Here is a 20651-nt window from a genome sequence, read left to right as displayed (position 1 = left end):
ATATCTCCATATTTACAAATGAGCACCCTGGCTCTTTAAACAAACCCTTTTGGGTCTTTACGGTAACGTCGTGTTATTGCACGACGGGTAAATCAGCTTCTTCAGCGGTTTTATTCACCCAGTTGAAGTAGCGGAATTTATATTTCTGGCCTTGTGTATTTGTGAGCGTTTTTAATTTCCGTTCGGTATCCGGATAAATCGTCGCGTCTTCTTTAACCCATTTACACGACGAATCTCCGTCACAAATACCGATCTCTCTCAGCGGCACGCGCAGCGTACCGTTGTTTTTTAACGTGCCCCTGCGAGGGTCTATCGAGAGTGAAACCGCACTTTTTTCCGGGGCGAGGTGGATCAGGGCGCCCCAGATCACATTGACGCCCAATGTCGCCGTCGCAGCCGGGCTTTCTGCCTTGCCGGGAATAATGCTGTCAGGCTGCTTTACCCCTTCAAAATAGACGCGCCAGGTGGTCTCTTTTTCCGGTGGCGTAAGCGATACCAGACGAACGACGCGCATTGCACCTGCCGCGAGGGCAAATTTTTCGGGCGTGACAACAACGCCGCCTTCTTTCCACGAGGCCACATCAATCTCTTTTTCCTGGGCCGTGCCGGGATTAAGAATTTTCTTTTGCCTCACCCGAATGAACTGAATATCATCCGTTTTCGACGCTACCTTAATTTGCGCCGCACCGGACCTGTCCACATTCAGTTCCATGGGGTACACGCTCATATTGGCCATTGCCATTTCTGAGAAAAATGGCAATGACAGCGCGGCGGCATAAAAGGCGGTTGTCATGCTCACTCTATTTTTCTGTTTCACATTCAGTCTGCCTGCTCTGAGTTCATCGGCGGCGCGTTAACACCAGGACACCGTCTGCTTTCGTATTGCTTCAGGGCAGGGAAACTTTAACCAGAACAGCGGTTTGTGAAAATTTGTATTAATTAACTCGTTAAATACAGGTTTTTATCCTGCTTTTCTGTCTTTAAGGTTGTATAGTTAAGCGAAAATACCGCGACCAAGGATAGGAAGAAAATTCCTTCTGATGAAAAAATAAGCAGGTCAGGAGGCGGTTTTCATGTCGATGTACCAGGGATTAAAAAAGCATGCGGTAACAGCCGAGAATAAAAGATGTTTTTTATATGCAATAATTCGTTGTTATTCGATCCTGAAGCACATGCAATAAGTCTTGTTGGACAACCAGAATCTGTATTAACGCTTTCGGCGCCAGCCGTGCGGCTTTTGCAGGAATTTATAAAACACAAAGGGCACGACCTGAGTCGGGAGGAATTGATCACTCGCGTGTGGGAGGAATTTGGCTTTACGCCATCGGGAAATAATCTCAATAAAGCGGTAAGCGAATTACGTAAAAGCTTCCAGTCTCTGGGAGAGGGGCACGAATTTATCGTGACCGTGCCCCGTTACGGATTTCGTTTTGATGCTGAGGTGATTTTTCAGCCCGGAGAGAATATTCCATCCGTCGATCCGCAGCCCTCGTTCGCGCCGCAAGAAGTAAAGCCTCAACGCGCCTCCATGAAAAAATGGGCGATTGTGGCCGTATTGATCGTCGCTGCGCTGGGGACGAGTCTCTACTTTAGCCGACAGCAGGGGATTTACGTTCCGGCGAAACTCAAGCCGGTTAAGGAAAAAATCGCGCGTTGCAGCATCTGGATTATCAACGATCACGGAAGACCGCTGGTGCTATCGAAATTAGCGGAGCGGCTGGAGTCTAATAACGTAGCGTGCGGACGGGAGGAGTACGACATTTATTATTTCAGTGCCCGCTTTACTATTTCCGCTGCAGATGAGGTGTTTATTGGAGCCTGTCCGGTCAGCAAAACCAGCCTGTGTAAAACCATACGTTATAAAAGCGGGGCACAAAAATGAAAATAAAACTTCTTTTTGGCGTGGGCGGTGTCCTGGTTGGTTGTTCGCTGGCATTTTTTTACTTTTCCGGCAGCGTGGGTAAAAAGGATGTGCTGGCCTGCAGCACTGAATTTAATTTCACGCGCAATGAGGGAAAAGCCAGTGAAGTGAAGGTCAATACCGTTGCCCAGTTCTATTTTCATCGGGACGGTACCGGTTTGACCACCTATAAAGGCGCGGCAAGGGCTGGCGGGCAATGTTTGATCGTTGACAGGGATGTGGATTTTACCTGGCAGCAGCGGGACGATGATAACGTCATCGTATTGAGCTACACCAAAACCTGGCGTCGGCACAATGACAATACGCCTGATGCTCAGTGGGGTAGCTTCGCCAATCCGACCGCTCGCTACTACCTTACAATCTCTGAACTCTCGCCTTCCGTGTGGCTGATTCAGGACCGGCGCTATCCCACCTATATTTGCCGGGGTGAGTAGGGCATAAAAAAAGGAGAATGCCACAGGCATTCTCCTTTTTTGTATCCGTTGTGCTTAATCGCGGCTGGCGAAGCCCAGGATGCTCAACAGGCTGACGAAGATGTTGTACAGCGACACATACAGGCTCACGGTGGCGCGAATATAGTTCGTCTCACCGCCGCGAATGATGTTGCTGGTTTCGAACAGGATCGCGCCCGAAGAAATCAGAATAAACACGGCGCTGATTGCCAGATGCAGGGCAGGCAGCTGCAGGAAGATGTTTGCCACCATGCCCACCAGCACTACCACAACACCCGCCATCAGCATTCCGCCGAGGAAGGACATATCCTTACGCGTGGTCAGCACGTAGGCAGAGCAGCAGAAGAACACCAGCGCGGTACCGCCCAGCGCCATGCCGATAAGATCGCCCATACCGGCAGACAGATACGCATTCAGCATCGGCCCCAGGATGTAGCCCAGGAAGCCGGTGAAGGCAAACGCGGACAGAATACCAACGGGCTTGTCAGCGGTTTTGTAGGTCAGGAACATCAAACCATACATACCCACCAGCGTCAGGATCAGCCCCGGAGACGGCAGCATCAGCACGGTGCTGGCGGTGGCGGTGATCGCCGAGAATGCCAGCGTCAGGCTGAGCATGAAATAGGTATTGCGCAGCACCTTGTGGGTGCTGAGTAGCGATGTGCGGTCGCGTGAAGAAGTAATTATACGATCCATGAGTCACTCTCTTATGACAGATGTAATTAGTGGAAAGAATAGGAAACGACACGCCAGTCTCAAAGTGGTTTTACCCATCTTTACTCAGCACGTTAGCGCTGGAGGTGGTTATTTCTTCTGCGGAAATCCGTTTCGCCAGTATGAACAGCGGTTTGCGACAATTTACCAGATCAAGCTCTTATAGGTTACTGAAAAATATTGCGTTATTACCATTCGAACGCTAAGAGTTATTTCCGGATCGTCATAAAACAGACTATAAGGCGAAGGAAATGAAACCACAAACACGCACTCACTTTACGCTCTCTTTGTTAACCGCAGGGATCCTGTGCGCCAGCACGGCAGCCTGGGCGGCTAACGTGCCGGCAGGAACCGCGCTGGCCGACAAACAGGAACTGGTCAGAAACAACGGCAGTGAACCGGCTTCGCTCGACCCGCATAAAGTCGAAAGCGATGTCGAATTCAATATTATCAGTGATTTATTCGAAGGACTGGTAAGCGTCTCCCCGACAGGAGAAGTCCAACCCCGACTGGCGGAAAAATGGGAGAACAAGGACAACACCGTCTGGACGTTCCATTTGCGTCCGGGCATCACCTGGAGCGACGGCACGGCGATTACCGCTGAGGATGTGGTCTGGAGCTGGCAGCGCCTGATCGATCCGAAAACGGCTTCGCCGTATGCCAGCTATCCAGGCAACATGCATATCGTCAACGCGGCCGATATTGCTCAGGGAAAAAAAGCGCCCGATACGCTGGGCGTAAAAGCGATTAACGACACCACGCTGGAAGTGACGCTCACGCAGCCAAACGCGGCCTTCCTCGCGATGCTGGCGCACCCGTCGCTGGTGCCGGTGGATAAAGTACTGATTGGCCGCTTCGGGGATAAGTGGACCAAGCCGGAGCATTTCGTCAGCAGCGGGGCGTATAAGCTGTCGCAGTGGGTGGTCAACGAACGTATCGTGGCGGAGCGCAACCCGCGCTACTGGGATAACGCGCATACCGTGATTAACAAAGTCACCTACCTGCCCATCACCTCCGAGGCCTCGGACGTGAACCGCTATAAGGCGGGCGAAATTGATATCGTGTATACGGTGCCGATAAACCAGTTTGCCCAGCTCAAGAAAACCCTGGGCAGCGAGCTGGACGTTTCACCTCAGCTGGCGACCTATTACTACGAATTCAATACCACCCGGCCGCCGTTCAACGACGCGCGCGTGCGTAAGGCGCTGAACATGGCGCTGGATAAAGACATCATTGCCGGGAAAGTATTAGGGCAGGGGCAGCGCCCGGCGTGGCTCATCAGCCAGCCGGATATCGGCGGCGTGAAGCTACAGAACCCGGATTACGCCAGCTGGCCGCTGGACAAGCGCATCGCCGAGGCGAAAAAGCTGCTGAACGAGGCCGGATATAACGCCAGCCACCCTCTGAGCTTCAACCTGCTCTACAACACCTCTGAATCGCACCAGCGCATCGCGATTGCGGCCAGCTCCATGTGGAAGAAAAACCTTGGCGTGGAGGCAAAGCTGCAAAACCAGGAGTGGAAAACCATGCTGGACACCATGCACACACACAACTTTGATGCGGTGCGGTACGCGTGGATTGCCGATTACGACGATGCGGCGACCTTCCTGAACAACTTCCGCACGGGAGACAGCGAAAACACCAGCCAGTACAGCAATCCGGAATACGATCGCGCGCTGCTCAATGCCGCAAAAGCCAAATCAGCGGAAGAGCGGGGTAAGTTCTACCAGCAGGCGGAAGATCTGCTGGGGCGTGATGTACCGGCCATTCCGGTTTATCACTACGTCCGTACGCACCTGGTGAAACCGTGGGTAGGCGGATTTACGCCGGATAAGCTGGGGTACTATTTCACGAAAGACATGTACATCAAAAAACACTAGGCCTGTGCTGATAAAATCGTCGATGTGTCGTCAGTTCAACCGATTAAACACGTTTTGACTATTTTTACAGCGAACGAGTGCAGCCACTCTTTACAGCACGCGGTGAGGTGTTTATAGTTCGCCTCACTTAGGAAGTGTGGCCGAGCGGTTGAAGGCACCGGTCTTGAAAACCGGCGACCCGAAAGGGTTCCAGAGTTCGAATCTCTGCGCTTCCGCCAGATATAAACCCCAGGTTACTCGTTAACCTGGGGTTTTTCTTTTGGATCGACCGATCCGCCTCACGCTATTAAGACTCCGCTTTTTCCCTGTAAAAAAACAGGCGTTATCATTCACCCCGTAAATACATTGCTATTTCTCACCGAGGCGGGTGGCGTTCATGCATTTAACGGTGCAATTCAGGGATATCGTTGCGGATGCAGGAGTGTAGGCCGGGTAAGCGCAGCGCCACCCGGCAATAAAGGCGACGTTTAAGAGCGGATAAAGGCCAGAATGTCCGCGTTGATGGTATCCGCGTGCGTGGTATGCATCCCGTGCGGGAATCCCGGATAAATTTTCAGTACGCTGTTCGCCAGCAGCTTGTCCTGCAGCAGGGCTGCATTCTTATACGGCACGACCTGATCGTCATCGCCCTGCAACACCAGAACGGGAACCGTGATGGTTTTTAGATCCTCCGTCTGGTCGGTCTCTGAAAATGCCTTAATCCCCTCATAGTGGGCTTTGGCGCTGCCAATCATCCCCTGACGCCACCAGTTCTGGATCGTCCCCTGTGAAACGTCCGCGCCATCCCGATTAAAGCCGTAGAAAGGGCCGCTGGCGACGTCGAGGTAAAACTGGGCGCGATTAGCCGCCAGCGCTTTGCGGAAGCCGTCGAAAACCTCGATGGGCGTTCCGCCGGGGTTACTGTCCGTTTTGACCATCAGCGGCGGGACGGCGCTGACGAGCACCGCTTTGGCGACGCGCCCCTGCGGTTGCCCGTACTGCGCAACATAGCGGGCGACCTGTCCGCCGCCGGTGGAGTGACCGACGTGCACGGCATTGCGCAGATCCAGGCTTTCAACCACGGCTGACGCGTCGGCCGCGTAATGATCCATATCGTGGCCTTCACTCACCTGGTCCGAACGCCCGTGACCGCGACGATCGATAGCGATAACGCGATAGCCTTCAGCGAGGAAGAAGAGCATCTGGTTATCCCAGTCATCGGCACTCAGCGGCCAGCCGTGGTGGAAAACAATGGGCTGAGCCTCTTTTGGGCCCCAGTCTTTGTAGTAAATATTGACGCCGTCTTTCGTTGTTACGAATGCCATACCGCAGACTCCTCTGTTAAAGGCAAAACGTTCCCCGGCTGAGCGCACAGCGAATCATTAATGCCTTAATTAAGTTGGCTTTTTTCTCTTTCCCGTACCGACAGTACTCCTAAAGTGTAGGAGAAATAGTAAAAGCAGTCGGTTTCATTCCTGTGAAAGGGAGCAGAACAGCGTTCAGGGGGAGGGGGAACGAATGAAGGCTCTGGGGAGATCCTCCAGAGCCTTCAGGGCAGCATTAACAGCAGGGACGTTTAGCGGTTTTCTTCAATATAGCGGGCCAGGTTCGCCGGGGTTTTTAGCACCGTCGCCACGTCAGTTGGCGGGATCATGCTGCCGTAAACGTCCTGCACTTCCAGCACCATATCGACCGCCAGGATGGAGTCGAGAATGTCGGATTCAATCAGTTCATCGTGAAAGCCCACCTTACGGGATAACACTTTTTCGAACAGGGCGAGAATTTCTTGTTCCATAATTTTTCCTGGAGTCATTAATTTGTGCGGGCGTAAGCGTCCAGCAGCTTGCGGTCAATTTTGCCGTTAGGATTCAGCGGCAAAGCGTCTTTTACGATAATTTGTGAAGGCACCATATAGTGCGGAACGACCTTCGACAGCGATGTTTTGATGGTGTCCGGCGCCATATCCGTCACGCAGAACGCGGCAATGCGCAGCACGCTGCCGCAGGATTTCATCAGCGGCAGGACCACCGCTTCGTTGATGCCGGACATGGCCAGCAGGCGGTTCTCGATCTCGTTGATTTCAATACGGTAGCCGTTCAGTTTGACCTGGCTGTCGTTGCGGCCCTGACAGTAGATCAGCCCCGCTTCATAGCCCAGATCGCCGGTACGGTAGCCGCGAAACGCTTCATCTTCCCGACGGAGTAATTTCGCCGCGTTCTCCTGCGGCAGGCCGAGATAGCCGCGCATGACGTTTTTACCCCAGATAATCAGCTCGCCGTCGGCGGAAATTTCCATTTTGCTCTCAGGCATCATGACCCCCACCGGCAGCACGGTGCTGTCGCTGTTCAGGATCGCATCCGTGATTTCAACCACGGTCGTCGCAATCGTCGCTTCCGTAGGGCCATAGGAGTTAATGATTTTGGCCTGCGGGAAGCGGCGGCGAAGCTGTTTAACCAGCGCCTTATTGAGCACTTCACCAATGAAGATAAAGACGTTGAGCGCGGGCAAATACTCGCTGTTGAACTGCGGGGAAAGCAGCTGCTGGTAAGCAAAAGAGGGGGTCGAAACCCAGGCGGAGACCGCGTTGCTTTTCAGTCGCTCCAGCCAGTTCTCTTTCTGAATGTCCTCTTTGGCGTTCAGCACGATATGTCCGCCCATCGCCAGATTCGCCAGCAAAGGGATCAGGGAGAGGTCAAAGCTGAATACCGCGTGGTTCATCAGGACCGGTTTTTCCGGCAGTGAAAAGTCCTGGCTGACCCATTTCATGAAGTGCCATACGCTTTCACGCCCAATCTGCACGCCTTTAGGTTTACCGGTGCTGCCTGAAGTAAACATGATGTAGGCCAGATCCTGCTCCTCCAGTACCTTGCCCGGTTCCCCGGTGGCGATGAACTGCCGGGTCGCGACGTCGTAATAGTAAGGGGCGCTGGCCAGATGGCAGATCTCCCGGAGGCGCTCCTGCGGGTAAATGCAGTCCACCGGGATGTACGGAATGTTGTGCAGCAGGCAGCTATAAATCGCCACGGCGAACTCGGCCTGCTGGTGTCCGTACAATACGACCGGCGTACCGGCAACCGGCTGGCAGCGCTGATAGCGCTGCGCCCAGTCAGTCACGGCAGCGGAAAGCTGTAGCCAGCTTAAGGCTTCGTCGCTGCCGCTGATGGCCAGCTGCTGCGGGGAGGCGGGATCGCATAATGCCGCACGTAAGAAATCCTGCAGTTCCTGGAGATCGGAGTGATTTTTCATAGAGGTGACATTCCACTAAAGATGTAAAGGGATCCCGCGGCGCTTCCCAGCGTCAGAATTCGCCCTAAAAACGCAACGGCCGGATACTGCAGGCCGCGGTGCAATGCCGGGCTGCGTTTGGCTGACCACAGCAGCATATTGTGAGCGACGGAAATCGCGCCAAACAGCGCGCCGCTGATGACGTAATGGCGTTCCAGGCCATTCCATGCCCCCATGCAGAATAAGGTGCAAAAAATACCGATATTTTGCGCCAGCGTTTTGTTCTGACGGAAAAAGTTGAATTTCATCAGGTTCATATAAACGGGCATAAAGACCACATCGCGCAGCCATTCAGACAGGCTGATGTGGAAGCGGCGCCAGAAATCCTGCGGGTTCTTTGCCAGAAGCGGCATGTTAAAGTTTGCCGGAATGCTGAGCCCAAACAGGCGGCCTGCGCCGATGGCCATATTGCTGTAGCCCGCAAAATCAAAGTACAGGTAGGTGCTGTAGGCAATCGACATCACCACGCCCACGGTCAGCGTAAACGGCTTATGGCTCCAGGGCTGCACGACAAGGGAATCAATCAGCATGGCAAACAGGAACTTCTGGACAATGCCGGTAATGATTTGCTCTAACGCGACTAAAAACTGTTCGCGGTTAAGGGCAAATACGGGCTTGCTGACGTCACTCATCCACGTCCGCCAGCGGTACATTGGGCCGGCCAGGATAATAAAGGGCATAAACAGATAACAGAAATAGTGCAGGAAATTCTGACCTTCTTTTTTACTGCGATAGAGCAGCACGTCCAGCGCGCGGAACGTCATAAAAGAGAGGCCGATCATGCCCCAGTGGTTATTTAAATGTAATTTCACCAGCAGCAGCGGCAATAATGTCAGAACGACCGCCTGCCACGTTTTTAACCATCCCTTCTCTTTAAGCGTGGCAAAAACATAAAAGCTGAAAAAAACGGCGACGGGGACAATATAATCGCCCTGAAATATATAGCCCCATCCCAGCGCCGTCAGCACCGACAGCGCAGATAACCAGGTCAGACGATGGCGTAATACGCGATTAACCAGCGCAAACGCCAGCGCGGATGAAAACAAATAAACAAAAAACATTCCTGAGCTGTACATCATTCGGCCTCAGAACTTTTGATATTCAAAATGCAGCTGCATACTCATGCTGTCATCGACAGAGGTCCACGCGACGATGGTGATCGCCAGCAGGAGATAAAGGAAAAAAAGACGGATCGCGATTTTCATCATTTAAAACTCTGTGCAATAAAGCGAATCATAGGAACCCAGGCCAGTTCGGAAGGGTGCAAACGATCCCAGTTCCAGCCATTCTGATAAGGCATGGCGTACATATCTAAATAAGGGATCTGGTTCTTTTCCAGAATGGTTTTTATTTGTTTATCAACCGGTCGGAAGGTATCGGTATTGTAAAGCGCCCAGGGGTTAACCGGGTCGACGATAGCAATCACCTGCACGTTGTGTTCTTTAAGCAGCTGGACGGTTTTACTGAAGGCGGCGATTTGCGCAGGCACAACCGGCGTGTCATCCCACTGCTGCCGCGAACTGTCCTCCTCGTAAATCGTTTTGTCCATCCACAGGGTGGCCGCGCTCTGCTGGCGTTTTTTATTTAACTCGCGCGCATTCGCCAGCTCTTTGTCCCAGTTGGGGGCAATGTGGCCGGCTGGCTGCTGCGGCCAGGGCTGTACCGTCTGAGGCGTGATGTTGAGCAGCGCCAGCCAGTCGTTTTTTATCAGGGTGCAGACGTTGGCAAACTGGAAGCTCAGCTCGTCCCACATCAGATCGGGGTGCCAGCCAAAGACGCGCATTTGGCCGAAGGTTAAATGGCTTATTTCTTTACTATCAATATGCTTTAAATAATTAACCAGCAGCGGGCGCGCCTGCGGATCCTTCATCAGCGGATTAAAAATAGAGCCGGGGAAATTATCGGCATAGATAGCCGGTGGCAGCCCTTTTGAATAAAAGCTGTCAGGAGCCAGAAGCAAAACAACTTTACTGTTTGCGTTAAGGCTATTTTTAAAACGAGAGAACAGTAAAAATTGCGTTTCATCATCGACGAACGCATCGCCATACGCCACGACGGGTTTGTGCAATTGCTTATTAAAGTAATTATATACAGCGTAATGTTCATCTTCTGAGGTGGCCACCTCAGACGCGCCAATGAAGAAAATAGCATTCCCTTCTAAGGCATGGGAAATAGTCGCAATTTTTTCTGCTTGTTCTTTCGGCGTGCCCGCCATTGATTTAATCAGCGGCTGGAAGGTGAGGGGCGGATTGAAGCTCGTCACCAGCGGGTGAACACAGAGGAACAAAATGGCCAGGGTCGCCATCAGGATATGTAAGCAAAGCGTATTTTTGATTTTCATCATCAACCAGTAACACTGCATGGCAGAAATTTCTAAATCTGCGGGTACTCAGATTTATAACAATTACACAACAAATGACCGTTTATTTTTGTGGCATTCTATACCAGAGCGATTTAAAAGGATGAGCGTTGCTGTGTAACGGTATGTACAAGGGGGCTGTGACCGGTGCGCGGCAAGCGCCTGGGTGATTTTTGCGCAGTCAAACGCCGGTGGGTGAAAATAGAAAAATTCCTGCTTTACAAGGGGCTAATAGATGTTTATAGTGCGCCTCACTTTGGAAGCGTGGCCGAGCGGTTGAAGGCACCGGTCTTGAAAACCGGCGACCCGAAAGGGTTCTAGAGTTCGAATCTCTACGCTTCCGCCAAATTCGAAAACCCTGCGATAGCAATATCGCAGGGTTTTTTCGTTTTACAGGGCAATCACCAGCTCCCCGGAATGGCTTCGAGAACAGCACAGCGCCACCTGCTGGTCCGGCGCGCCTTTTTCCGCCTCCGACTGCACGCTATCCCGGTGATCCACCACGCCGTCAATCACCGGCGTCAGGCACGCGCCGCAAATCCCCATTTCACATGACAGCGGCACGTCCACGCCGTTTTCGTGTAGTACCTGAGCGATGGTCTTATCCGCAGGCACCGGCCAGCGCTCCCCGGTGGAGGCGAGTTTGACCGTAAAGATCTCGCCCGCGTCACCGCGTGCGGCAGGGGCCGCGGGCTGAAACGCCTCGCTGTGAAGATGGCCATAATCCCATTCCCTGGCCGTCGCCACGTCTCGCACTTTTTCCATAAACCCTGCCGGGCCGCAGATCCAGGCGTGAAGCCCCGCCTCAGGTGCCGGGAGATGCTCTGCCAGCGCCGTGCGCGGGCTGGCGGTATGAATGTGGCAGTCACCTAACCGGGAGAGTTCGCGCGCAAAGGCCGCGCTTTCGCGGCGTTTGACGTAATAGTGCAGCGTAAACGGCGTTCCGGCCGCCTTCAGCTGCAGGGCCATCGCATACAGCGGCGTAATGCCAATGCCCGCCGCCAGCAGCAACACCCGCTCAGCCTGATGCAGCGGAAACAGATTGCGCGGGGCAGAGATTGCTAATTTCTGCCCGGGTCGCAGCGTCTCGTGAACGTAGCGCGATCCGCCGCGCGAGGCGGTTTCCCGCCCCACGCAGATAAGATAGCTCTCGTCTCCACATGCCCCGGTCAGGGAATACTGGCGCACCGCGCCGCAGGGCAAGTGCACATCAATGTGCGCGCCGGGCTGCCAGGACGGCAGCGTTTCGCCGTTTTCAGCCACCAGCCTGACGGCGAGGCTTTTGTCGCCCTCGCGCCACAGCCCGTCAACAATTACGCTCAGCATATCGGCCTCCGTCATACGAGGAAAAATTCGCCAAAGCCCATCTTCTTCAGTCCCCGACGGTAGGCAATTGAGCTTTTATCGGCGGGGATATGGGCTTCCAGCGTCAGATCCAGCGGCAGACTTTCCGGGCGCTGGGTTTCGACCATCAGGCGATCCTCTTCGAAGATGCGCAGGTTAAAGGCATGCACGTCTTCCACCGGAATATGCAGGTCAAGGTTGCGCGCAATAGGGGCGAACATGCGGGTCACGCGCGATGACACGGGCGAGGCGGCGTTCATAATCACCAGCCGCGATTCACCCGGAAAATGAATCGTCAGCGTGGCGGTAAATGGCAGATGCATCTCGAAATGGCGCAGCCACTGGAAGCCGTCCGGAGCCTGCACGTCAGAGCTGGCAGGGTAATTGCTCACGGAGCTCCAGTAATCGGCCACGAAGCCGAACGGCGTCTCCTGCGGCTGATAGGTGGGAACCAGCTGATTATTGGGGTCCGCAAAGGTATCGGTGTGGATCCAGGCAAAGTGCGCCACGTCCAGAAACCCCTCTACCTGACGACCGGCAAAGCCGTTCACCTCAAACGCCGGGCAGTTGATCTGCTGAAATCCGTCGTCATCCCAGTGCGGCATGGTGGGCAGCGGCACAGGATTGTCCGGGTCAAACGCCAGGCAGGTCCAGATCAGGCCGAAGCGCTCTTCCACGGCGTAGTTAATCAGGTTCAGCTTCGCCGGAACGGGCTGGTCGGGGCTGGACGGAATACGGTTGCAGCGCCCGTCCTCCCCAAAGCGTAAGCCGTGGTAGGGGCAGATAATCCCATGCTCGTCGTGAAAGCCGAGCGTCAGCGGCACGCCGCGGTGCGGGCAGACGTCACGGGCGACCACGACCTGGTCGTTAATCCGGTAAATCACCAGCTGTTCGTCCAGCAGGGTCGCCTTGACCGGCGCCGGGCCGACATCGCAGGCGCGCGCGACCGGATGCCAGCATTTCGCCAGGCGCAGCCAGTCCTCGGGCTCAAACGTGCAGTGGGCGGGTGGAGTCGGTTCTCTTTTCATCGTAATCCCTCTTACGTTCAGCCTAACGGGCCGCCCTGAATGGTCTCGCACAGACCGTTGATGATGCGCTCCCCGGTCTCCTCTTTCAGCTCCTGATACCAGGCCTGCGTCAACGCCATGTCTTTACCGTGGGTGACGTCGCAGCGTTTACGCGCCTTCAGCACCAGGTCGCGCACCCGGTCGCAGCGCAGCGCTTCGTACTGGCGCAGCGCCAGCGTAATGCTGTGGTTTTCACGCAGGCACTCACCCAGCACCACGGCGTCTTCCATCGCCGCACAGCCGCCCTGGCCGATATCCGGCGTGGTGCTGTGCCCGGCATCGCCGAGCAGCGCGACGTTGCCGCGCACCAGGCTGTCGAACGGCTCAATGTCGTGGATTTCAATGCGGTTGGTCGTTTCAGGATCCAGCGCCGCGATAAGCTTCTGCACCGGCGGCGCCCATCCGCGGAAGTAGCCCGTGAGATCGGCGAGCAGGGTGGTGCGATCCTCCGCCAGGCCCGCGGGCAGCGGCACGTCAAAAAAGAAGTAGAAGCGTCCGCCGGAAACGGGCATCAGCGACACGCGTTTGCCTTCACCAACGAAGGTGGTCCACTGGTGCGCCGGGGCAATCTCTTCGTCAATCTTCACCAGCCCGTTCCAGTTCACGTACCCGGCGTAGCGGCGCTCGGGGGTATACCCCAGCACGTACGGGCGCACGGCGGAGTGGCTGCCGTCGGCGGCAATCAGAAAATCGCCGGCTGCCGTGGTGCCGTCGGTGAAGGTCACGCTCACGCCCGCGTCGTCTTCGCTTACGCGTTCGACGCGCTTGCCGAACTGCACCCTGTCGCGCCCCCAGAAATCCAGCATTTCGCGCTGAAGTTCAGCGCGCGAGACGGGGCAGGGGCGCCCGCCGGTACGCTCAACCAGCGGGGCAAGGCTGAAGCGGGTCAGGGTGTCGCCGCGCCGGTAATCCTTGTAGGCCATAAAACGCATTGGACCGCCGTACGTCTCGATGATGTCGCCCATGCCGAGGTGCTGCATGCATTTCACGCCGTTAGGCCAGATGGAGATGGCCGCCCCGACGGGCCTGATCTCTTTGACGGCTTCAAACACGGTACAGTCGATGCCCGCTTTCTTCAGCGCGACGGCGGCGCTCAGGCCGCCAATACCCGCACCAATGACGATTGCTCTCATGCTTCTCTCCTTTTGCAGGGTGTAAAGACATTCAGCAATTTGCGTACCAGGCTGCAGAGTGGCGAAAACGGCGTTGTGAGGGCTACGTTTGCACTGCTAAGGTGCGCAAACGCGGTGAGCGTGCCTTTTTTTGAATCAAAAATTTCCAGTTGAGCTATACGGAATCGACTGTTTCACGCCCGCGCTCAGAGTGGCGTGGTTTGTGCAACAGCCCGGAGGAAGACAATAAAGGAGACGCTATGTTCGCACTGCATGAGTTCAATCATCTTTCCCACGAAAAGGCGTTAGCGCTGATTCACCCCTGCGTGGCGCTCCCCGGCTGGGCCGATGCGCTGGTTCGCGGGCGGCCATACGCCAGCCGGGACGAATTGTTCGATACGGCAAATGCGCTGACGCAAACCTGGGACGAAGCGGCGCTGGCGCAGGCTCTGAGCGCCCATCCGCGCATCGGGGAAAAGCCCGCAGGTTCACAGGCGGAGGCGGCGCTGTCGCGCCAGGAGCAGGGCGCGGTGAACGATCGCGATGCTGACCTTGCCCAGGCGCTGCGCGAGGGCAATGCCCGCTACGAGACCCGCTTCGGACGCGTCTTTCTGATCCGCGCGAAGGGCCGCAGCGGCGAGGAGATTTTACAGGCGCTGCACGCGCGGCTGGAGAACAGCGACGCGCAGGAAGTCCGTGCCGCGCTGGAACAGCTGCGGGAAATTACGCTGCTACGGCTGGAAGGAGTCATTAGCGAATGAGCACACTCAGCACCCATATTCTCGATATCTCGACGGGCAAACCCGCAGAGGGCGTGACGGTCCATCTACAACAGGACGGGAACACGCTGGCCACGGGCGTGACCAACGCCCAGGGGCGCATCGCCGCGTTCGTTCCCTCTCTGCCCGCAGGCCGCTATCGGCTGGTGGCCGAGATCGGCGAGTGGTTTAGCGAAACCGGTCGCGACACGCTCTATCCCTGCGCGCAAATTGATTTTGTGACGGGAGAAGCGGCAGACGAGCATTTCCACCTGCCGTTTGTGATTGCGCCCGGCGGGTGGTCAACCTACCGGGGAAGTTGACCACACCCGCTCGCCGTTGACCCAGGTCTCGCTGATGTTGCGCTCGTCGCCGAGGGTCATCAGCACAAAAAGCTGCTCGTAGATATCCTGACAGCGGCGATTGCGCAGGCGCTGCAGCGGCGTCACGTCAGGGTCGATCACCACGAAATCCGCCTCTTTGCCGGGCGCGAAGTTGCCAATCTTATCGTCGAGCCTGAGGGCGTGCGCGCCGCCCAGCGTGGCGTGGTAAAACGCCTCGCTGGCGCGCAGGCGGTAGCTCTGAAGCTGGCCGACCTTGTAGGCTTCCCCCAGGGTGCGCAGCATGCTGAAGGTGGTGCCCGCGCCGACGTCGGTGCCGATGCCCATCCTGACCTTGTGCTGCCAGCAGGCGGGCAGGCGAAACAGCCCGCTGCCGAGAAACAGGTTAGAGGTGGGGCAAAACGCCACCGCCGAACCGGTGTCATGCAGGCACTGCCACTCGCTGTGGTGAAGGTGAATCGCGTGGGCAAACACGCTGCGCTCGCCGGTCAGGCCGTAGTGGTGATACACGTCCAGATAGCGCTCGTGCTCCGGCCAGAGGTCGCTCACCCAGGCCACTTCGTTGGGGTTTTCGCTCAGGTGGGTCTGTATCCAGGTATCCGGGAACTCCTCTCTGAGCAGGCTGACCGCGGCGAGCAGCTCGGGGGATGAGGTCGGGGCAAAGCGCGGGGTAATGGCGTAGCCCAGCCGTCCCCGGTGGTGCCAGCGCTGGATCAGCGCCCGCGTCTGCCGGTCGCTCTGCTTCGCGTCTTCGCTCAGGTAGTCAGGGGTGTGTCTGTCCATCATCACCTTTCCGGCGATTAGGCGCATGTTGAGGCGCAGGGCTTCGGTAAACAGCGCCTCGACCGATTCCGGATGCAGCGTGCAAAACACCAGCGCGGTGGTGGTGCCGTTGCTTACCAGCTGGTGAATGAAAAATTCGGCGATCTCTTTCGCGTAGGCTTCATCGGCAAACTGGCTCTCCACCGGGAAGGTGTAGGTGGTCAGCCACTCCAGCAGCTGTTCGCCAAAGGCGCCGATCATCTCCGTTTGCGGATAATGGACGTGGGTGTCGACAAAACCGGGCAACAACAGCCTGCCGCGCAGGTCGGTGTAGCCCTTGTGGGGGTCAAGATACTGCTCGCCCTCCTGCCACGGCATCTGCGCCAGAATTTTCCCGCTCTGTATAAACAGCAGCCCGTCCTCAAGGTAGCGCGCGTGTTGGGCAATCGCGTCTGCGCTGTCGCAGACCTGGGCAATATCAAAAAATGCACCGCGGATCGCTGTCTGGTAATCCATCATGGTTCCTGCCTTAGTGTTTGCGTAGCGGGGTGATAAGGCGCAGCAAGAACGGTGCCAAAAAATGGATGGGCCGCAGATACCCTGCGGCCGGAAGGAGGAAGTTACTCTTTTTGCGTCGCCACGCGGGAGCTGAACGACGTCGCGCCCGCCGTCTCACGATCTTCCCGCGCCAGCCAGCGGTAGGTCACGCCGCCGAGGAAGACGCCGATAAACCAGCTGAAGTTCGCCACCTCATGCAGGGCCGGGATAAAGCTAATCACCAGGCCTACGGCAACGGACGGGATCAGCGCGCCAATGGCTTTCGGGTTAAAGCCGTTGCGGTACCAGTATTTGCCCTTTGGCGTGTCGTCGAACAGATCGTCAACCGACACCTTGCCGCGCTTAATCAGGTAGAAGTCGGCAATCAGAATGCCGAACAGCGGGCCGATAAACGCCCCGAGCACGTCCAGGGTGTAGTGGATAAGCTCCGGCGAGTTGAACAGGTTCCACGGGGTAAGCAGGATCGAGCCGACGGCGGCAATCATGCCCCCGGTGCGGAAGCTGATCTTCTGCGGCGAGCAGTTAGAGAAATCAAACGCCGGGGAGACGAAGTTCGCGACGATGTTGATCCCGATGGTAGCGGTGATCATCGTCAGCAGGCCGATCGCCACGGCCAGATCGTTGCCCACGCGGCTGACGGTTTCGATCGGGTCGGTGATCATGCGGCCAAACAGCGACTGGGTGCCGGAGACAATCACCACGGTGACGATGGAGAACAGCAGGAAGTTAAACGGCAGGCCCCAGCGGTTGCCGCGGCGGATCTCGCCCATGCTTTTGCCGTAGCGGGAGAAGTCGCCAAAGTTGAGCAGCGGGCCGGAGAAGTAAGACACCACCAGCGCGGTCGCGGTGATCATCTGCCAGGTCTGCTCGCCCGCGCTCAGGGATTTGCTGGCGAGAGTGAAGGAAATGCCGTCAAAACCGGTCTTGTATACAATCCAGCCTGCGAGGGCCAGCATCACCACGTAGACCGCCGGACCGGCGATATCAATAAAGCGCTTGATGGCGCTCATGCCGTGCCAGAAAACCATCGCCTGCAGTACCCACATAATGGCAAAGCAGATCCAGCCGAGATGCGACAGGCCCAGAAATGCGCCGGTGGTGAGCGAAGAGAGCGACGGCCAGAACTTCAGCGCCACCAGCATCAGGGCGTTGGCGGCCAGATAGGTCTGAATGCCGTACCACGCAAAGGCGATCAGCCCGCGGATCACCGCCGGAATATTGGCCCCGAACACGCCAAACGCCTGACGGCTGATTACCGCGTAGGGCACGCCCGCCATCTGGCTCGGTTTGGCCACCAGGTTGGCGCACAGCTGCACGATGCAAATCCCCACCAGCAGGCAGAGCAGCACCTGCCAGCTTGCCAGACCGAGCGTAAAGAAGCTCGCGGCGACAACATAACCCCCCATGCTGTGAACGTCCGACATCCAGAACGAAAAGATGTTGTACCAGCCCCAGTTCTGGTCACGCGTCGGCGCCAGATCCTCATTGCAAAGACGTGGGCTGTAAACCGCACCGGAATCAGCGGCCGTACCCTGTTGCGCGTTTTGACTGTTTGGCATGAAACCTGCTCCTGTGAATGAAAACCCGTTAAGCGGGAGTGCAGACGGTGTTGCAGGATCCAGGCCAAAATAATAAATCTTGTATGCAATATTTTATTTTTATGTATACGATTCGATAACGAAGAGTAAAAGACGGAGTGGTGAATGAACAACATAAACGCCCTGCAGACCGCGCCAGACCTGCATGACAAAGACGAATCGATCTTTCAGGCGCTGATGACCGCGATTGTCGAACATCAGCTGCTGCCGGGGAGCAAACTGCCGGAGGAGGCGCTGGCCGAGGTCTTTGGCGTAAGCCGCACGGGCATCCGCAAGGTGCTTCAACGACTCGCGGCTGTGCAAATGGTCACCTTAACGCCCAAGCGTGGTGCACACGTTGCCAGCCCGACGGTGGAAGAGGCGCAGCACATCTTCCGCACCCGCGCCCTGCTGGAGGTCGCCAACCTGCCGGACGTGCTGGCCCGCTGCCAGCCGCCGCACCTTGCCGCGCTGGAGGCCATCATTCGCCAGGAGCAGCAGGCGCACGAGGCGTACGACGGCCCGGCGGCAATTCGCCACTCCGCCAATTTCCACATTCAGCTGCAGGCCATCTCCGGCAACCAGGTGCTGACGGAGATGGTGACCGGCCTGAGCCAGCGCTCGTCGCTGGTGATTGCCGCCTGGGGCGCGCCGTGGCGTCAGGGCTGCCGCTGTAACGATCACGAACAGCTGGTGGATCTGCTGCGCCAGAAGGCGCTCCAGCCGCTCAGCGATGCCCTCATGCACCATTTTGAACATATTGTCGCCAGCCTCTGCTTCGAGCGGGCGGGCGAGTGCCTGCCTGATTTTGCCCGGCTGTTTGCCGGCCACAAGGAGTCGTAATGTCATCTGTCTGTATACAAGTGATCAACCCCAACACCAGCCTCGCGATGACGGAAACCATCGGCGCGGCGGCCCGCGCGGTGGCGGCGCCGGGGACGGAGATCCTCGCGGTCTGCCCCAGCGCGGGCGTGCCGTCGATAGAAGGCCACTTTGATGAGGCCATCGCCGCCGTGGGGGTTCTCGAACAGGTCAAGCTCGGCAGAGAGCAGGGCGTCGACGGTCACGTCATCGCCTGCTTTGGCGATCCGGGCCTGCTGGCGGCGCGCGAGCTGGCGCAGGGGCCGGTGGTCGGCATCGCCGAAGCCGCCATGCATATGGCGACGCTGGTGGCGACGCGCTTTTCGGTGGTCACCACGCTGCCGCGCACGCTGATTATTGCCCGCCATCTGCTGCACCAGTATGGCTTTCACGATCGCTGCGCGGCGCTGCACGCTATCGATCTCCCGGTGCTGGCGCTGGAGGACGGCAGCGATCTGGCGCAGGAGAAGGTGCGCGCGCGTTGTATACAGGCGCTGAGAGAGGACGGCTGCGGCGCCATCGTGCTGGGCTGCGGCGGCATGGCGACGCTGGCGCAGGAGCTCACGCGCGAGCTGCGCGTGCCGGTCATCGACGGCGTCAGCGCGGCGGTGAAGATGGTGGAATCGCTGGTGGCGCTGGGGCTGTCGACCAGCAAGCACGGGGATCTGGCGTTCCCCGAGAAAAAAGCGTTAAGCGGACAGTTTCAGGCACTGAATCCATTTTAATTTTTTGGGGGTGGCAATGGGGCTTTTTGAACAGGATTACCCGCGGGATCTGCGCGGCTACGCGGGCAACCCGCCGCACGCGCGGTGGCCGAATCAGGCGCACATCGCCGTGCAGTTTGTGCTCAATTATGAGGAAGGGGCGGAGAACCACGTTCTGCACGGCGATGCTGGATCCGAGCAGTTCCTGTCGGACATTATCGGCGCGGCCAGCTACCCGGATAAGCACATGTCGATGGACTCCCTCTACGAATACGGCAGCCGCGCCGGGTTCTGGCGGATCCACAATGAATTTCAAAAGCGCGGCCTGCCGCTGACGGTCTTTGGCGTGGCGATGGCGCTGGCGCGTCACCCGGAGATCGTCGAGGCAATCAAGGGAGCGGACTACGACGTGGTCAGCCACGGCTGGCGCTGGATCCACTACCAGAGCATGGATATCAGCCAGGAGCGCGAACACCTGCACAAGGCGGTGCACGTGTTGACCGACCTTTTCGGCAAGCCGCCGACGGGCTGGTACACCGGGCGCGACAGCCCCAACACCCGCCAGCTGGTGGTGGAGCACGGCGGCTTCGACTATGACAGCGACTACTACGGCGACGACCTGCCCTTCTGGACGGAAGTGGCCTGCGGCGATGGCTCACGTAAACCGCACCTGATCGTGCCGTATACGCTGGATGCGAACGACATGCGCTTCGCCACCGCGCAGGGGTTTAACACCGCCGAGCAGTTCTATACGTATCTGAAGGACAGTTTTGACGTGCTGTACGAAGAGGGGGAAAGCGCGCCGAAGATGATGTCCATCGGCATGCACTGCCGCCTGCTGGGGCGGCCGGGGCGTTTTCGCGCGCTGCAGCGGTTCCTCGATTACGTGCAGCAGCACGAGCGGGTGTGGGTCTGTACCCGCCAGCAGATTGCTGACCACTGGCGGGAGGTGCATCCGTTTAAGAAGTAAGTGTGCC

Annotated in this window: 20 protein-coding genes, 2 tRNA genes and 1 pseudogene; 10 read left to right on the top strand and 13 right to left on the bottom strand. The window is 57.1% G+C overall.

Annotated elements, in window-relative coordinates:
- Nucleotides 1-73 precede the first annotated feature (73 nt).
- Nucleotides 74-817, bottom strand: coding sequence for a fimbrial protein (locus tag ACZ6J2_RS08880; protein ID WP_471725464.1), 744 nt, complete (start codon nucleotides 815-817; stop codon nucleotides 74-76).
- Nucleotides 818-1126: 309 nt separating this feature from the next.
- Here ACZ6J2_RS08880 and ACZ6J2_RS08875 point away from each other — a divergent pair, with 309 nt between their 5' ends.
- A complete protein-coding gene (locus ACZ6J2_RS08875; RefSeq protein WP_471725462.1) occupies nucleotides 1127-1882 on the top strand; it encodes a winged helix-turn-helix domain-containing protein in 756 nt (251 codons plus the stop codon).
- Nucleotides 1879-2355 (top strand): hypothetical protein, encoded by a 477-nt coding sequence (locus tag ACZ6J2_RS08870; protein ID WP_039261633.1) that lies wholly within the window; start codon nucleotides 1879-1881, stop codon nucleotides 2353-2355. The genes ACZ6J2_RS08875 and ACZ6J2_RS08870 overlap by 4 nt, the downstream gene beginning before the upstream one ends.
- 54 nt (nucleotides 2356-2409) lie before the next feature.
- Here ACZ6J2_RS08870 and yccA read toward each other — a convergent pair whose 3' ends face one another.
- The gene (gene yccA, locus ACZ6J2_RS08865) at nucleotides 2410-3069 is read right to left on the bottom strand and encodes an FtsH protease modulator YccA (RefSeq protein ID WP_023335168.1); all 660 of its coding nucleotides are present in this window, start codon (nucleotides 3067-3069) and stop codon (nucleotides 2410-2412) included.
- Between the two features lie 269 nt (nucleotides 3070-3338).
- On the opposite strand from yccA, the gene ACZ6J2_RS08860 reads away from it, so the two are divergent.
- Together ACZ6J2_RS08860 and ACZ6J2_RS08855 are read left to right on the top strand one after the other, a co-directional pair.
- On the top strand, nucleotides 3339-4967 hold the full coding sequence (locus ACZ6J2_RS08860) for an ABC transporter substrate-binding protein (protein WP_236903030.1): 1629 nt from the start codon (nucleotides 3339-3341) through the stop codon (nucleotides 4965-4967).
- A gap of 130 nt (nucleotides 4968-5097) precedes the next feature.
- Nucleotides 5098-5185: transfer RNA gene (locus ACZ6J2_RS08855), tRNA-Ser, on the top strand.
- A gap of 249 nt (nucleotides 5186-5434) precedes the next feature.
- On the opposite strand, the gene ACZ6J2_RS08850 is transcribed toward ACZ6J2_RS08855, so the two are convergent.
- The 6 genes from ACZ6J2_RS08850 to ACZ6J2_RS08825 all read right to left on the bottom strand — a co-directional run bounded on the left by ACZ6J2_RS08850 (nucleotide 5435) and on the right by ACZ6J2_RS08825 (nucleotide 10572).
- Nucleotides 5435-6271 (bottom strand): alpha/beta fold hydrolase, encoded by an 837-nt coding sequence (locus tag ACZ6J2_RS08850; protein WP_032658141.1) that lies wholly within the window; start codon nucleotides 6269-6271, stop codon nucleotides 5435-5437.
- Between the two features lie 251 nt (nucleotides 6272-6522).
- Nucleotides 6523-6741: an acyl carrier protein gene (locus ACZ6J2_RS08845; RefSeq protein ID WP_471725460.1), complete on the bottom strand. Its 219-nt coding sequence runs from the start codon at nucleotides 6739-6741 to the stop codon at nucleotides 6523-6525.
- Between the two features lie 17 nt (nucleotides 6742-6758).
- On the bottom strand, nucleotides 6759-8192 hold the full coding sequence (locus ACZ6J2_RS08840; protein ID WP_471725459.1) for an AMP-binding protein: 1434 nt from the start codon (nucleotides 8190-8192) through the stop codon (nucleotides 6759-6761).
- Nucleotides 8189-9307 carry an MBOAT family O-acyltransferase gene (locus ACZ6J2_RS08835; RefSeq protein ID WP_048980325.1) on the bottom strand — a complete coding sequence of 373 codons (1119 nt, stop codon included), beginning with the start codon at nucleotides 9305-9307 and terminating at the stop codon, nucleotides 8189-8191. The genes ACZ6J2_RS08840 and ACZ6J2_RS08835 overlap by 4 nt, the downstream gene beginning before the upstream one ends.
- Nucleotides 9308-9316: 9 nt before the next feature.
- Complete coding sequence (locus tag ACZ6J2_RS08830; RefSeq protein ID WP_023335174.1) at nucleotides 9317-9439, bottom strand: hypothetical protein; 123 nt, start codon at nucleotides 9437-9439, stop codon at nucleotides 9317-9319.
- Nucleotides 9436-10572, bottom strand: coding sequence for a D-alanyl-lipoteichoic acid biosynthesis protein DltD (locus ACZ6J2_RS08825; protein ID WP_471725721.1), 1137 nt, complete (start codon nucleotides 10570-10572; stop codon nucleotides 9436-9438). Before ACZ6J2_RS08825 ends, ACZ6J2_RS08830 begins: the two co-directional genes overlap by 4 nt.
- Before the next feature lie 276 nt (nucleotides 10573-10848).
- On the opposite strand from ACZ6J2_RS08825, the gene ACZ6J2_RS08820 reads away from it, so the two are divergent.
- Nucleotides 10849-10936 (top strand) — tRNA-Ser (locus ACZ6J2_RS08820).
- 44 nt (nucleotides 10937-10980) lie between these two features.
- Here ACZ6J2_RS08820 and ACZ6J2_RS08815 read toward each other — a convergent pair.
- Genes ACZ6J2_RS08815 through hpxO form a run of 3 tightly spaced genes read right to left on the bottom strand, consistent with a single transcriptional unit; the run spans nucleotide 10981 to nucleotide 14134 of the window.
- The gene (locus tag ACZ6J2_RS08815) at nucleotides 10981-11916 is read right to left on the bottom strand and encodes a PDR/VanB family oxidoreductase (protein WP_471725457.1); all 936 of its coding nucleotides are present in this window, start codon (nucleotides 11914-11916) and stop codon (nucleotides 10981-10983) included.
- 11 nt (nucleotides 11917-11927) lie between these two features.
- Nucleotides 11928-12962, bottom strand: coding sequence for a molybdenum cofactor-independent xanthine hydroxylase subunit HpxD (gene hpxD / locus ACZ6J2_RS08810; protein ID WP_471725455.1), 1035 nt, complete (start codon nucleotides 12960-12962; stop codon nucleotides 11928-11930).
- Between the two features lie 17 nt (nucleotides 12963-12979).
- Nucleotides 12980-14134, bottom strand: coding sequence for an FAD-dependent urate hydroxylase HpxO (gene hpxO / locus ACZ6J2_RS08805; RefSeq protein ID WP_471725453.1), 1155 nt, complete (start codon nucleotides 14132-14134; stop codon nucleotides 12980-12982).
- A 239-nt stretch (nucleotides 14135-14373) separates the two neighbouring features.
- On the opposite strand from hpxO, the gene uraD reads away from it, so the two are divergent.
- Both uraD and uraH read left to right on the top strand, forming a co-directional pair.
- Nucleotides 14374-14874 (top strand): 2-oxo-4-hydroxy-4-carboxy-5-ureidoimidazoline decarboxylase, encoded by a 501-nt coding sequence (uraD, locus tag ACZ6J2_RS08800; protein ID WP_471725451.1) that lies wholly within the window; start codon nucleotides 14374-14376, stop codon nucleotides 14872-14874.
- Entirely contained in the window at nucleotides 14871-15194 is a 324-nt protein-coding gene (uraH, locus tag ACZ6J2_RS08795; protein WP_471725449.1) for a hydroxyisourate hydrolase, read from the top strand. Before uraD ends, uraH begins: the two co-directional genes overlap by 4 nt.
- On the opposite strand, the gene guaD is transcribed toward uraH, so the two are convergent.
- Together guaD and ACZ6J2_RS08785 are read right to left on the bottom strand one after the other, a co-directional pair.
- On the bottom strand, nucleotides 15174-16493 hold the full coding sequence (guaD, locus tag ACZ6J2_RS08790; protein ID WP_471725447.1) for a guanine deaminase: 1320 nt from the start codon (nucleotides 16491-16493) through the stop codon (nucleotides 15174-15176). The genes uraH and guaD overlap by 21 nt on opposite strands.
- A 101-nt stretch (nucleotides 16494-16594) precedes the next feature.
- Nucleotides 16595-18091 (bottom strand): NCS1 family nucleobase:cation symporter-1, encoded by a 1497-nt coding sequence (locus ACZ6J2_RS08785; RefSeq protein ID WP_471725446.1) that lies wholly within the window; start codon nucleotides 18089-18091, stop codon nucleotides 16595-16597.
- A gap of 144 nt (nucleotides 18092-18235) precedes the next feature.
- On the opposite strand from ACZ6J2_RS08785, the gene ACZ6J2_RS08780 reads away from it, so the two are divergent.
- The 3 genes and pseudogenes from ACZ6J2_RS08780 to puuE all read left to right on the top strand — a co-directional run bounded on the left by ACZ6J2_RS08780 (nucleotide 18236) and on the right by puuE (nucleotide 20644).
- Entirely contained in the window at nucleotides 18236-18952 is a 717-nt protein-coding gene (locus ACZ6J2_RS08780; RefSeq protein ID WP_471725444.1) for a GntR family transcriptional regulator, read from the top strand.
- Nucleotides 18952-19827 (top strand): annotated as a pseudogene (hpxA, locus tag ACZ6J2_RS08775) (allantoin racemase). The gene ACZ6J2_RS08780 and the pseudogene hpxA overlap by 1 nt, the downstream one beginning before the upstream one ends.
- Nucleotides 19745-20644 carry an allantoinase PuuE gene (gene puuE, locus ACZ6J2_RS08770; protein ID WP_471725720.1) on the top strand — a complete coding sequence of 300 codons (900 nt, stop codon included), beginning with the start codon at nucleotides 19745-19747 and terminating at the stop codon, nucleotides 20642-20644. The pseudogene hpxA and the gene puuE overlap by 83 nt, the downstream one beginning before the upstream one ends.
- Nucleotides 20645-20651: the final 7 nt, after the last annotated feature.

The sequence above is a fragment of the Enterobacter sp. E14S genome, assembly GCF_055666685.1.
Note: the sequence above shows the minus strand (reverse complement) of the source record. Positions and strands in the feature narration are given on the sequence as shown.